Here is a 13,430-nt window from a genome sequence, read left to right as displayed (position 1 = left end):
TTCCTGATCGGCACCTTCCCGTCGAATGTCGGCCTCGCCGTCGCCGACTTCGCCAAGCAGCGCAAGGTTCTGTTCATCGCCGCCGAGCCGCTGACCGACAAGATCGTATGGGACCAGGGCAACGCCTACACGTTCCGCCTGCGCACCTCGACCTACATGCAGACGGCGATGCTCATTCCCGATGCCGTCAAGCTCAAGAAGAAGCGCTGGGCCATCGTCTATCCGAACTACGAGTACGGCCAGTCGGCAACGGCCGCCTTCAAGAAGCTCCTGAAGGAGAAGCAGCCGGACGTCGAATTCGTCGCCGAACAGGCGACGCCGCTCGGCAAGATCGATGCCGGTGCCGTGGCGCAGGCGCTGGCCGACGCCAAGCCCGATGCGATCTTCTCCTCGCTGTTCGGTCCCGATCTCGCCAAGTTCGTGCGCGAGGGCCAGACCCGCGGCCTGTTCAAGGGCGTCGAGGTCTTCAATCTGCTGGCCGGCGAGCCGGAATATCTCGATCCGCTGAAGGAGGAATCGCCCGACGGCTGGTACGTCACCGGTTATCCGTGGAGCGAACTCAAGACACCCGAGCACACCAAGTTCCTCAACGCCTACCAGGCCAAGTTCAAGGACTATCCGCGGCTGGGCTCGGTCGTCGGCTACGCGACCGTGATGTCCGCCGCTGAGGCCATCAAGAAGGCGGGTTCGCTCGACCAGGACAAGCTGGTCGCCGCCATGAGCGGCCTGAAGCTCATCACGCCCTTCGGCATGATCGAGTACCGGCCGATCGACCATCAGTCGACCATGGGTGCCTATGTCGGCCAGATCGGCGTGAAGGACGGCAAGGGCTACATGAAGAACTGGCGCTTCGTCGACGGCAAGGATGCCCTGCCGAGCGACGCCGACGTCCAGAAGATGCGGCCGAAGAACTGACGATAAAGCTATCATCCCGAACGAAGTGAGGGACCTTTGAGACATCGTGAAAGGTCCCTCGCTGTGCTCGGGATGACATTTTCTTCTTCCTCGGCCATCGCGTGACCCTCGCTTCCATCCTCATCCAGCTCCTGAACGGGCTGGCCGCCGCCGCGTCGCTGTTCCTGGTCTCCGCCGGCCTGTCGCTGATCTTCGGCGTCACGCGGATCGTGAACTTTGCGCACGGTTCGCTCTACATGCTGGGACTCTACGGCGCCTATTCGCTGATCCAGTTCTTCGGGCGCACGCCGCTCGGCTTCTGGGGGGCCGTCGTGCTGGCGGCCCTTGCGGTCGGGCTGGTCGGTATCCTGATCGAGGTGCTGGTGCTGCGGCGCATCTATCGCGCGCCGGAGCTGTTCCAGCTGCTGGCGACCTTCGCCGTCGTGCTGGTGATCAAGGACATCGCGCTCTTCACCTGGGGCGCCGAGGATCTGGTCGGGCCGCGCGCACCGGGCCTGTCGATGGCGGTCGAGATCATGGGGCGGCGCATCCCGGCCTACGACCTGGTGCTGATCGCCATCGGCCCGGTCGTGCTGGGGGCCATCTGGCTGCTGCTCACGCGCACGCGCTGGGGCGCGCTGGTGCGGGCCGCCACCCAGGATCGCGAGATGGTGGGCGCGCTGGGCGTCGACCAGGCCAAGCTCTTCACCTCGGTGTTCTTCGTGGGCTCGGTGCTGGCCGGACTGGGCGGCGCGCTGCAGATCCCGCGCGAGCCGGCGAACCTCGAACTCGACCTCGCCATCATCGCCGATGCCTTCGTGGTCACGGTGGTCGGCGGGCTGGGCAGCATCGGCGGCGCTTTCCTCGCGGCCATCATCATCGGGGTCGCCAAGGCCTTCTGCATCGGCATCGGCACCGTGACCTGGTTCGGCTTCGAGGTTTCCTTCTCCAAACTCACCCTGGTGGTCGAGTTCCTGATCATGGCGCTGGTGCTGGTCGTGCGGCCCTACGGGCTGCTGGGCAAGCCGCAGGCCGCGCAGCGGGCGGCGGAGCCGGCGCCGCGCCTGCAGGTGCCGTCCTGGACCTTCGCCCTGGTCTGGCTGGCGCTGCTCGCGTTGGTGCCGTTGGCCGCCGACCGCTACACCACGATCCTGCTGACCGACATCGTCTGCTTCGCGCTGTTCGCGGTCTCGCTGCACTTCATCATGGGGCCGGCCGGCATGGTTTCGTTCGGCCATGCCGCCTATTTCGGCATCGGCGCCTATGCCGCGGGCCTGCTGATGAAACGCTTCGGCCTGCCGATGGAAGCCGCACTGCTGCTGGCGCCGCTGGTCGCCGGTGCCTTCGCCATCGTCTACGGCTGGTTCTGCGTGCGGCTCTCGGGCGTCTATCTCGCCATGCTGACCTTGGCCTTCGCGCAGATCAGCTGGTCGATCGTGTTTCAGTGGGACTCGGTGACCGGCGGCAGCAACGGCGTGTTCGGCATCTGGCCGCCCGCCTGGCTTGCCGACAAGACCGCCTACTACTATCTCGCGCTGGTGCTGTGCGGCGCCGGGATCGTGTTCCTGTGGCGCGTGCTGTTCTCGCCCTTCGGCTACGCGCTGCGGGCGGGCCGCGATTCGCCTCTGCGCGCCGAGGCGATCGGCATCGACCTCCGCGGCTTCCAGTGGGCGGCCTTCGTGCTGGTCGGTGCACTCGCCGGTCTTGCGGGCGCAGTCTATGCCTTCTCCAAGGGCAGCATCTCGCCGTCGAGCATCTCGATCGCCCAGTCGACCGACGGTCTCATCATGGTGCTGCTGGGCGGCGTCGAAACGCTGACAGGTCCGGTGGTCGGTGCGGCGATCTTCACCTGGCTGCGTGACGTGGTGGCCCGCAACACCGAGTTCTGGCGCGCCGTGATGGGCGGCGTGATCCTGCTGATCGTGCTGCTGTTCCCGCAGGGCCTCGTGGGCGGCCTGAAGGCACTGGTCGCGCGCTGGCGGGAGCAGCGGGCATGAGCCAGGCCGTTCTCCAGGTCGAGGGGCTGCACAAGTCCTTCGGCGGCGTCCAGGCCGTGGCCGATGTCTCTTTCGCCATCTCGGCCGGCGAGATGCTGGCGCTGATCGGGCCCAACGGGGCGGGCAAGAGCACCTGCTTCAACATGCTGAACGGCCAGCTCACGCCCGACTCCGGCATCGTGCGCCTCGAAGGCCGCGACATCGTCGGCCTGCGCCCGCGCGCCATCTGGCGCCTGGGCGTCGGCCGCACCTTCCAGATCACCGCCACCTTCGCCTCGCTCAGCGTCCGCGAGAACGTGCAGATGGCGCTCTATTCGCATGCCGGCCGCCTGCGCTCGCTTCTGTCGCGCTTCGGTGCGGCGTTCGCTGCCGAGGCCGACGCGCTGCTCGACCAGGTCGGCATGCTCGACCAGGCGGAGCGGACCTGCGGCGTGCTGGCCTATGGCGACCTGAAACGGGTGGAACTCGCCATCGCGCTGGCCAACGAGCCGCGCCTGCTGCTCATGGACGAGCCCACGGCGGGCATGGCGCCGAAGGAGCGCGTCGCGCTGATGGAACTGACGGCGCAGCTGGCGCGGGCGCGCAACATCGCCGTGCTGTTCACCGAGCACGACATGGACGTGGTCTTCACCCAGGCCGACCGTATCATCGTGCTCGACCGCGGCGTGCTCATCGCCGGCGGCACGCCGCAGGAAGTGCGCGCCAACCCCAATGTGCGCGCGGTGTATCTCGGGAGCGCGCACTGATGGCGCCGCCGATGCTGGAGGTGAAGGACCTGCACGCCTTCTACGGCCGCGCCCATATCCTGCACGGCATCTCGCTGGAGGTGCGTGCGGGCGAGGTCGTGGCGCTGCTGGGGCGCAACGGTGCGGGCAAGTCGACGGCGATGAAGGCGATCATGGGGCTGGTGCCGCCGGCTCGCGGCGAGGTGAGCTTCGCCGGCCAGCGCATCGAGCGCCTGCCACCCTATCGCATTGCGCGCCTCGGCCTTGGCTATGTGCCGGAGGAGCGGCGGATCTTCACCGAACTGTCGGTGATGGAGAATCTCGAAGTCGGCCGGCAGGCGGCGCGCGCCGGTGTGCCGCTCTGGACCGAAGACAAGCTGTTCGCGCTCTTTCCCAATCTCGCGCGCATGCGCGAGCGGCCGGGCGGGCGCATGTCGGGCGGCGAGCAGCAGATGCTGACAATCGCGCGCACGCTGATGGGCAATCCGAGCTGCGTGCTGCTCGACGAGCCGTCGGAAGGGCTGGCGCCCATCATCATCCAGGAGATGGCCAATTCCATCCGGGCGCTGAAAGGCGAGGGCGTGTCGGTGATCCTGTGCGAGCAGAACCTGCATTTCGCGCTGGGCGTCGCCGACCGCGCCTACATCATCGAAAAGGGCCAGATCCGCTTCGGCGGCTCGATGGCCGAACTGGCGGCGAACGATTCTCTTCGCGAACAATATCTTTCGGTTTGAACCCATGTCGTCCAAGAGCACTTTCACCGTCGGCATCGATGTCGGCGGCACCTTCACCGACTTGCTGGCGATCGATCCGGCCACCAACGAGGTGAAGCTCGCCAAGGTGCCGACCACCGTCGACAACCAGGCGATCGGCTTCATGGCGGCGCTGGCTGCGGCGGGACTGGATCCGGCGCTGCTGCAGGCGGTGGTCCATGGCACGACGACGACCACGAACGCCGTGCTCGAGCGCAAGATCGCCAAGGTCGGACTGATCACGACCAAAGGGTTCCGCGACGTGCTGGAGTTGGGGCGCCGCACGCGCCCACAGGCTTATGGGCTGCGCGGCACCTTCACGCCGGTGATCGACCGCGAGGTGCGGCTTGAAGTGCCCGAGCGCATGGATGCCGACGGCAAGGTGCTGACGCCGCTCGACGAAGTGGCCGTCGCCGACGCGGCGCGCAGACTGCTGGCGGCGGGTTGCGAGGCCGTCGTCATCCACTTCCTGCACAGCTACATCAACCCGGCGCACGAGCGGCGCGCCGCCGAGATCGTGCGCGGCCTGTGGCCCAACGACTATGTCACCGCAGGCCACGTCATCCTGTCGGAATATCGCGAGTACGAGCGCGGCGTGACGGCGGCGGTGAATGCCTCGGTCCAGCCCGTGCTCGACCGTTATCTCTCGCGCCTGCGCACGGAGCTGAAGGCCAAGGGCTTCGACCGCGACCTGCTGGTGATGCAGGGCAATGGCGGCACGATTTCCTCGCAGCTGATCGCCGAGGCGGCGGTGAACACGGTGATGTCCGGCCCGGCCTCGGGCGTGATGGCGGCAGCCTATACCGGCCGCGCCTCGGGCCATCCCAACCTGATCACCTACGATATGGGCGGCACCTCGACCGATGTCGGGCTGATCGAGAATGCCGTGCCGCAGGTCTCGGGCGAGCTCGAACTCGAATACGCGATGCCGATCCATGTGCCGATGGTCGACGTGCACACGATCGGCGCGGGCGGCGGCTCCATCGCCTCGGTCGATGCCGCCGGCATGCTGCGCGTCGGCCCGGAGAGCGCCGGCGCCCGGCCCGGTCCCATCTGCTACGGCCGCGGCGGTTCGGAGCCCACCATCACCGACGCCAACCTGGTCCTGGGCCGGCTCAACCCGGACAAGCTGCTAGGCGTCGATCATCCCGTGACGCTCGACCATGTGCGCGGCCTCGTTCTGGAGAAAGTCGGCCAGCGGCTCGGCCTTGATGCCGAGGCGGCGGCTGCTGCCATCCTGCGCATCGCCAACGACCGCATGGCCGGTGCTGTGCGCCTGGTGTCGCTGTCGCGTGGCCACGATCCGCGCGACTTCGCGCTCTTTGCCTTCGGCGGTGCGGGACCGCTGCATGCGACGGCCTTGGCGCGCGAACTCGGCATCCCGACCGTGCTGGTGCCGGTGCGGCCCGGCATCACCAACGCGCTGGGCTGCGTCGTGGCCGACCTGCGCCACGACTATGTGCGCACCGTGAACAAGCCGCTCTCCGCGGTCGACGACGCCACGGTGGCGCGCATCTATGCCGAGCAGGCAGCCGAGGGCGAGGCGACGATCGCGCGCGAGGGTGTGCCGGTGCGCGAGCTGCGGCGCGTGCTCTCGGCCGACATGCAGTTCCAGGGCCAGAGCCACATCCTGTCGGTCGGTGTCGAGAGCGCGGACATCGGCGTCGCCGGCCTGCACAAGGCCTTCGCCGCCGCCTACTTCCGCCGCTTCGGCATCGAACTGCCGGAGATCCCGCCCGTGCTGGTCAACCTGCACACCGCCGTGATCGGCGTGCGTCCGGAAATCTCGCTCGGTGCACTGGCCGCCACTCAGCGTTCGCCGACACTCGCCGCCGCGAAGCTCGGCACGCGCCGCGTCTGGTTCAGCGACGGCTGGCACGACACGCCGGTCTTCGCCCGCGAGAAACTGCCTCTCGACTCCACGCTCGAAGGCCCCGCGATCCTCGAACAGCTCGACTGCACGACCGTCGTGGAGCCCGGTGACAAAGTCCGGCAGGACAGGCTCGGCAATTTGCTGATATCTGTCGGCTAACAAAAAGGCCGGAGGAAACGAAGATGAAGGTGACGGACGTCGTCTGCCACATCCTGAGCTGCAAGGTCGACAAGCCGTTCGTGTCGGCGCGTGGCTGGGTCTATGGCACGCGCTCGACCTGCCTGGTCGAGATCTCGACCGACGAGGGCATCACCGGGTGGGGCGAGTGCTACGGTCCGGCGGCCGTCGCCAAGACCTTCGTCGAGACGCAATTCAAGGCGCGCGTGGTCGGCCGCGATCCGTTCGACGTCGAGGCGATCTGGGAAGACCTCTACAACAGGATAAAGGACTACGGCACGACCGGCATGGCGATCTCGGCCATCTCCGGCATCGACATCGCGCTGTGGGACATCATGGGGCGCGCCGTGACCAAGCCGGTGCACAAGCTGATCGGCGGCGCCTATCGCAGCGAGGTCATTCCCTACGCGACCGGCCTCTACTTCATCGACATGAATCGGCTCGTCGAGGAGGCGGTCGAGGAAGCGCTGGAATTCAAGAACGACGGGTTCCAGGCGATCAAGATGAAGATCGGCCTGGGCGACCTGAAGCTCGATGCCCGCCGTGTTGCGGCGGTGCGCGAGGCGATCGGCCCGGATGTGAAGCTCGCGGTCGATGCCAACCATTGTTTCTCGGTGCCCAACGCCATCAAGCTCGGCCGTATGCTGGAGGAGCACGACATCCTCTGGTTCGAGGAACCGATCAGCCCCGAGGACCATGACGGCTATATCGAGGTGACGCGGGCCCTCGACATGGCGGTGGCCGGCGGCGAGAACGATTTCACGCGCTGGGGCTTCCGCGACGTCATCGCCCGGAAGGCGATGGACATCGTGCAGCCCGACCTCTGCGCCGCCGGAGGCTTCTCCGAATGCCGCAAGATCGCGACCCTGGCCTCGGCCTTCGGCGTCGAATGCGTGCCGCATGCCTGGGGTTCGGCCATCGGCCTCGCCGCCACGGTGCAGTTCCTCGCGGCGCTGCCGGACCAGCCCCCGGCCTTCCGCCCGACGCCGCCGATGCTCGAGTTCGAGCAGACGCCCAACCCGCTGCGCGATCACCTGGCGCAGGAGCCGATCGAGCAGAAGAAGGGCATCGTGAAGGTGCCGACGGGACCCGGTCTCGGTATCGAGATCGATCGCGAGATTCTGAAGAAATACAAGGTGGCGTAGCTGGGGGCGCGTCACTCCAGTGACGCGTCTTCGCTTGCTGCAACAACGACGCGCCACTGGAGTGGCGCGCCCCCGGCGGGGAGGACTCTCATGAAAATCGTCGACGTAAAGGCCTATCCGACCAGCTATCGCGTGCCGAAGGAGCTGCAGGTGTCGCTGGGCATTGGCACCATGACCAAGCGCGACTGCGTGATGGTGAAGGTGACGACCGAGGACGGGATCGTGGGTTGGGGCGAAAGCCATCATGCGCGCTCGCCGGGCAGTATCGGGCACCTGATCAACACGACCCTGAAGGGCTTCGTGGTCGGCATGGACGCCACCGACACGGTCGGCATCTGGGCCAAGATCTACAAGTTCCAGCTCGGCAGCCACGGGATGGGCGCCGCCACCGCCATGGCAATGAGCGGTCTCGACCAGGCGCTGTGGGACATCAAGGGCAAGGCCGTCGGTTGGCCGCTCTACAAGCTGCTGGGCGGCTCCAACAAGCCGGTGCCCGCTTACGCCGGCGGCATCTCGCTGGGCTACCAGGCGCCGGAGTCGCTGGCCGACGAGGCGGAACCCATGGTCGCGGCGGGCTACAGGGCGCTGAAGCTGCGCGTCGGCGACAACGTGAAGAACGACATTGCGCGCATGACCGCAGTGCGCAGGCGCTTCGGCGACGACATGGTGCTGCTGACCGACGCCAACACCGGCTACACGGTCGAGGATGTGCGCCGCGTGATGCCGGCGATGGACGAGCTGGGCATCTCCTGGCTGGAGGAACCGTTCCCGGCACACGACCATCGCTCCTATGCGATGGCCAAGGGTTGGGGCGTGACGCCGCTGGCGGCCGGCGAGAACCACTACACGCGCTTCGAGTTTCACCGGATCATCGAGGATGGCAACATCACCATCCTGCAGCCGGACCTTTCCAAGAGCGGCGGCATCACCGAGGTCCAGCGCATCGCTGCGGCGGCTTCGATGTGGAAGCTGCCGATCCATCCGCACAGTTCGATGACCGGCCTCAATCACGCCGTGTCGATCCACTTCCTGGCGTCGATCGACAACGGCGGCTACTTCGAGGCCGATCTCTCGGTGGCCAACAAGTTTCGCGACGAGCTCGGCAGCGCGCCCTGGGAGATCGGCAAGGACGGCAACGTCCGCCCGCTCGACAAGCCTGGCATCGGCGTCGAGATCGACGAGCAGTTCCTGATCGCCCACCCGGTCATCGAGGGACCGGGCTACGTCTGATCGTCAGGCGGCGACTACGAGCGTCGACGCGAGTTGGCGCACCGACTTCACCATCGCCATGGCGACCAGCTTGCCGGTCTTGCGGTTCTCCTCGCTGATCGTCACGTCTTCCATGAAGGTGAAACGGCCGAAGGCGCCCTTGGCTTCCAGCTCGACGATGTGCGTGGTGATGGTCGGATCGGCCACGATGACGACGCGGGTTTCGTCGAGGCCAAGGCCGGCGATCGCGGCCGCGGCCGAGATGTTTACGTTCTGCGGATAGAGGCGGGCGCCCTCGCGCACAGGCCCATCGAACACCGTATGCGGCATTTTCAGCGCATCGAGATCGACCAGTGTCTCGGCGATCGTGCCCTTCCAGGCCGATGGATCCTTGCGCACGGTCACGGTGACGCTCTCCAGTCCGCCGACGGCGGCGCTGCTCAAGATGTCGAGCGCGCCGATGCCGCCCGACGGCAGGATCAGTCGCGCACCGTTCGCCTTCGCTGCGGCCAGCAGCCGGTCGAACAGGATGGTGTCGGTGAAGGCGCCGACAGATGTCACGAGGAAGTCCGTGCCGCTCTCCAGCACGCGCTGGCCGTGCACGCGCACCGCTTCGTGACCAGCGCATTCGGCCACCGCATCGAAGTCGTGCGCGAAGAACCGGTCGGGCTCGTGCGTGAGCACGCCTTCCTGTCGCGGCCGGCGCACGAGCACAGAGACCAGTTCGATATTCTCGAGGCCGGCCGCTTCGACATGCTTGCCGATCGCGCCGTAGCCGATCATTCCGAGCTTCAAGAGAGGCGGGCCTCCACCCAGCGCGCCCAGGCGATGAGCTGGTCGTCGTCGCGCAGTGGCGCGATCAACTGCACCGACAGGGGCAGGCCGAAGGGTCCGGCATTGAAGGGCAGGGCGATGCACGGCGTGCCGAGCAGGGTCCAGAACCGGTTGAAGATCGGATCGCCGGTGTAGCCCAGTCCCGCCGGCGCTTCGCCGCGGGCGGCTGGGGCCAGCAGGAAGTCGAAGCGTTCCCATACCTGGGCGAGATCGGCCAATGCCCGGCGCTTGCACTTCTTGGCATCGGCGAGCTGGGCCGAGGTGACGCTGTCGCCCACCTCGAGGCTGGCCGTCAGGCCGGGTGACAGGAGGTGGGGGAAGCGGGTGCGTTCCGGCCCATAATGCTGGGTCGCCTCCTTGGTCATCACCCGGTTGTGCGCGGTGATGAGGGGCCCCCAGCTGTCGGGCATTTCCCATTGCCGCACCTTGGCGCCGCCGGCTCGCAAGGTGCGGGCGGCGACCTCGATGTTCTTCCTGTTGTACGGCTCGGCCTGATCCCACCACAGGGTGCGGCAGAAACCGATGCGCGGCGCGTGGAGCGGCGGATCGGCCGGGGCATGGCCGTAGGCGGCGCGGATCAGCGCCAGGTCGTTGGCCGTGCGCGTAAAGAAGCCCAGCGTGTCGAGGCTCTTGGCGTAGGTCTTGATGCCCGTGGTGTCGGCCCAGCCGTAGGTGCCCTTGTAGGCCACGACGCCGTTGAAGGCGCCGGGCCGGATCACCGATCCCGAGGTCTGCGTGCCATACCCGATCGGGACCATCGTGTCGGCGACCGCAGCAGCCGAGCCCGAGGAGGAACCGCCCGGCGTGTGCCGCAGGTTGTGCGGATTGTGCGTCTTGCCGGCATGGGCGCCGGCGAACTCCGTCGTCACCGACTTGCCGAGCACGATGGCGCCGGCGTTCACGAGCTGCGTCACGCAGGCGGCGTCTCGGCCCGCGACATGGTCGCGGTAGATCGGCGAGCCGCAGGTGGTCGGCATGGTCTTGGTCGAGATGATGTCCTTCACGGCGAGCGGGATGCCATGCAGCGGCCCCACCGGCCTGGCGCGCTTGTCGAGCATGTCGGCGCGCTTGCGGGCGCCGTCGGCGTCGAGTGCCTCCCAGGCGTGGACCTGGCCCTCGCGCAACTCAATGCGGTCGAGGCAGGCCTCGACGAGATCGCGCGCCTTCAGGCGCTTCTGCGACATGCGCAGGATCGCTTCGCTGGCCGACAGCTTGTTGGGCGATTTCGCCATGCGCTCGTTCCCCTTCCGGTTCGTTGGGCGCATGATGACCGAGCCCCGCACGGAAAGGTAGCCGTTCATGCCTCAGGGTTTGCCCTTCAAGGTCCAGAAGCTCGGCCATGCGGTTGTGAACGTCGCCGACCTGGACCGGTCGCGGCGCTTCTACACCGAGGTGCTGGGCTTCAAGGTCTCAGATGTCTATCCCGGCAGCATGATGCCGGGCGGCATGGTGTTCCTGCGCTCCAATGGGGACCATCATTGCCTGGCGCTGGTCGGTGGCGCACCGGCTGCGGACGCCCAGGCACGGACGCTGCATCACCTGGCCTTCGAACTCGCCACGCTCGACGAGGTGTTCCGCGCGCGCGATCATCTCAAGGCGCGCGGTGTCGAGGTCGTCTACGAGGGCCGCCGCCGGGCGGGCTGCCAGGTCTCGGTCGAGTTCCTCGATCCCGACGGCCACCATCTCGAACTCTACTGGGGCGTCGACCAGATCGGCTCCGACGATCGTGCCCGGCCGCCCGAGGAGTGGCGCCAGACCGTGACCCTGGAGGATGCCGTGCGCATCGCGCCGCCGGGGCAGGACACGACCCTGCACGATTCCGAGCTCGAGAGGCGCATTTCCGACCGCTAGGCTGGCATGCCGCTTGCTGCCGGGAGCTCATAGTCGAGGAGGGCTCCATGGACATCGGTGTGTTCATTCCGATCGGAAACAATGGCTGGCTGATCTCCACCACGTCGCCGCAATACATGCCGAGCTTCGATCTCAACCGGCAGATCGTGCAGAAGGCCGAGGGCTACGGGCTCGATTTTGCCCTGTCGATGATCAAGCTGCGCGGCTTCGGTGGCGAGAGCGAGTTCTGGGACCACAATCTCGAATCCTTCACCCTGATGGCCGGTCTCGCCGCAGTGACCGAGCGCATCCGGCTCTACGCCTCGGTCGCGGTGCTCACCATCCCGCCCGCCATCATCGCGCGCATGGCCTCGACCATCGATTCGATCTCGCACGGCCGTTTCGGCGTCAACATCGTGTCGGGCTGGGCCAAGGACGAATACGAGCAGATGGGCCTGTGGCCGGGCGAGGCGTATTTCGGCTATCGCTACGACTACTCGACCGAGTTCGTGACGGTGATGAAGGAGCTCTGGGAGACCGGCACGTCCGACTTCAAGGGCAAGTACTTCCAGATGTCGGACTGCAAGCTCTCCCCGCGTCCGAAGGAGCCGATCAAGATCGTCAGCGCCGGCCAGAGCCCGCGCGGCATGGAATTCGGCGCGACCTACTGCAACTACAACTTCACCCTGGGCAAGGGCGTGAATACGCCGACCGCCCATGCGCCGACCAACCAGCTGATGGTCGAGGCCGCGGCAAAGACCGGCCGCGACGTCGGCAACTACGTGCTGATGATGGTGATCGCCGACGAGACCGACGAGAAGGCGATGGCCAAGTGGAAACTCTACAACGAGGGCGCCGATATGGGGGCGATGGCCTGGATGTCGGGCCAGGCAGACGCCGATCCCAATGCGGCCGAAGGCGGCACCGCCAAGGCGATCTCGGCGCCGGAAGGGGCCATCAACTTTAACATGGGCACCCTGGTCGGCTCCTACGCCAGCGTGGCCAGGATGCTCGACGAATGCGCCACCGTGCCCGGGACCAAGGGCATCATGCTGACCTTCGACGATTTCCTGGCCGGCATGGACCAGTTCGGCCAGCACATCCAGCCGCTGATGAAGTGCCGCAGCGACCGCCTGGTCAAAGCTGCCGCCTGAGGGCGGCTTCCCGGCCGATCTGCTAGCATGGTCGGCATGACGACCATGGCAAGTCCCGAGCGTTGGCGAAATCACGGCCCGATGTCGGCGCCCGGCGCTGGGTCATTGAACTTCGACGGATTGCCCGTCGATGTCGCGGCGCTCTGCCGGATCGCGCAGGGCGTGCTGATCCATTCGGACTGGATCGCGGCCTATGGCGTAGACGAGTCGCAGTTCCAGACCGTGTCGCGCGAGACCCTGCCGATGGCCAGCCGGCTCCGGCAGATCGCCGAACTCGACGGGTCTGCGATGACCGAGGAGCGGGCTCCGGACCGGCGTGCGGTCGGCACCTGTCGCGACTACGCATTGATGCTGTGCGGCATGCTGCGCCAGCAAGGCGTGCCGGCACGCGTGCGCTGCGGCTTTGCGGCCTACTTCAAGAGGGACTGGGAAGATCACTGGATCTGCGAGTACTGGCATGACGGTCGCTGGTGCCGTGCGGACGCCCAGCTCGATCCCATCATCGCGCCGCGTCTGGACATCGGTTTCGATCTCACGAACTTGCCCGACGACATGTTCATCACTGCCGGTGAAGCGTGGCGGCGTTGTCGTGCGGGCGAGGCCGATCCCATGACCTTCGGGCATGGTTCGCAGGCAAGCGGCTTGTGGTTCGTCCGGGTCAACGTCGTCCGCGACCACCACTCGGTGAATGGACGCGAAACGTCCGATTGGGATACGTGGCGGCAAGCGACCGCGGCGCATCACTCCCTTTCCGAGGCCGAATGTGCCGAGGTCGACGAGATGGCCGTCCATCCGGAGACCCCCGCGGCCGGTCCGGTCCCGCCGTGGCTCGGCCGCTGA

Annotated in this window: 12 protein-coding genes; 10 read left to right on the top strand and 2 right to left on the bottom strand. The window is 67.0% G+C overall.

Features of this window, described 5'->3' with window-relative positions:
* The 7 genes from Q0Q48_RS25470 to Q0Q48_RS25440 all read left to right on the top strand — a co-directional run.
* The coding region (locus Q0Q48_RS25470) for an ABC transporter substrate-binding protein (RefSeq protein WP_295144500.1) at positions 1-915 on the top strand (915 nt) is incomplete at its 5' end.
* Between the two features lie 101 nt (positions 916-1,016).
* Complete coding sequence (locus Q0Q48_RS25465; RefSeq protein WP_295144498.1) at positions 1,017-2,891, top strand: ABC transporter permease; 1,875 nt, start codon at positions 1,017-1,019, stop codon at positions 2,889-2,891.
* Positions 2,888-3,637, top strand: coding sequence for an ABC transporter ATP-binding protein (locus Q0Q48_RS25460; RefSeq protein WP_295144495.1), 750 nt, complete (start codon positions 2,888-2,890; stop codon positions 3,635-3,637). Before Q0Q48_RS25465 ends, Q0Q48_RS25460 begins: the two co-directional genes overlap by 4 nt.
* A complete protein-coding gene (locus Q0Q48_RS25455; protein ID WP_295144492.1) occupies positions 3,637-4,350 on the top strand; it encodes an ABC transporter ATP-binding protein in 714 nt (237 codons plus the stop codon). Before Q0Q48_RS25460 ends, Q0Q48_RS25455 begins: the two co-directional genes overlap by 1 nt.
* A gap of 4 nt (positions 4,351-4,354) precedes the next feature.
* On the top strand, positions 4,355-6,400 hold the full coding sequence (locus tag Q0Q48_RS25450; RefSeq protein ID WP_295144490.1) for a hydantoinase/oxoprolinase family protein: 2,046 nt from the start codon (positions 4,355-4,357) through the stop codon (positions 6,398-6,400).
* A 23-nt stretch (positions 6,401-6,423) separates the two neighbouring features.
* Positions 6,424-7,563 (top strand): mandelate racemase/muconate lactonizing enzyme family protein, encoded by a 1,140-nt coding sequence (locus Q0Q48_RS25445; RefSeq protein WP_295144487.1) that lies wholly within the window; start codon positions 6,424-6,426, stop codon positions 7,561-7,563.
* 90 nt (positions 7,564-7,653) lie between these two features.
* Positions 7,654-8,793, top strand: coding sequence for a mandelate racemase/muconate lactonizing enzyme family protein (locus tag Q0Q48_RS25440; protein WP_295144484.1), 1,140 nt, complete (start codon positions 7,654-7,656; stop codon positions 8,791-8,793).
* 3 nt (positions 8,794-8,796) lie between these two features.
* On the opposite strand, the gene Q0Q48_RS25435 is transcribed toward Q0Q48_RS25440, so the two are convergent.
* Both Q0Q48_RS25435 and Q0Q48_RS25430 read right to left on the bottom strand, forming a co-directional pair.
* Positions 8,797-9,567 (bottom strand): aspartate dehydrogenase, encoded by a 771-nt coding sequence (locus Q0Q48_RS25435; protein ID WP_295144483.1) that lies wholly within the window; start codon positions 9,565-9,567, stop codon positions 8,797-8,799.
* Entirely contained in the window at positions 9,564-10,838 is a 1,275-nt protein-coding gene (locus Q0Q48_RS25430) for an amidase (protein ID WP_295144481.1), read from the bottom strand. The genes Q0Q48_RS25435 and Q0Q48_RS25430 overlap by 4 nt, the downstream gene beginning before the upstream one ends.
* A gap of 67 nt (positions 10,839-10,905) precedes the next feature.
* On the opposite strand from Q0Q48_RS25430, the gene Q0Q48_RS25425 reads away from it, so the two are divergent.
* The 3 genes from Q0Q48_RS25425 to Q0Q48_RS25415 are packed head-to-tail and all read left to right on the top strand — an operon-like array spanning position 10,906 to position 13,430.
* The gene (locus Q0Q48_RS25425) at positions 10,906-11,457 is read left to right on the top strand and encodes a VOC family protein (protein WP_295144478.1); all 552 of its coding nucleotides are present in this window, start codon (positions 10,906-10,908) and stop codon (positions 11,455-11,457) included.
* A gap of 47 nt (positions 11,458-11,504) precedes the next feature.
* Positions 11,505-12,590 carry a pyrimidine utilization protein A gene (gene rutA / locus Q0Q48_RS25420; RefSeq protein WP_295144475.1) on the top strand — a complete coding sequence of 362 codons (1,086 nt, stop codon included), beginning with the start codon at positions 11,505-11,507 and terminating at the stop codon, positions 12,588-12,590.
* Between the two features lie 36 nt (positions 12,591-12,626).
* Positions 12,627-13,430 carry a transglutaminase domain-containing protein gene (locus Q0Q48_RS25415; RefSeq protein WP_295144472.1) on the top strand — a complete coding sequence of 268 codons (804 nt, stop codon included), beginning with the start codon at positions 12,627-12,629 and terminating at the stop codon, positions 13,428-13,430.

Source organism: uncultured Reyranella sp., from assembly GCF_945957355.1.
Classification (GTDB): domain Bacteria; phylum Pseudomonadota; class Alphaproteobacteria; order Reyranellales; family Reyranellaceae; genus Reyranella.
Note: the sequence above shows the minus strand (reverse complement) of the source record. Positions and strands in the feature narration are given on the sequence as shown.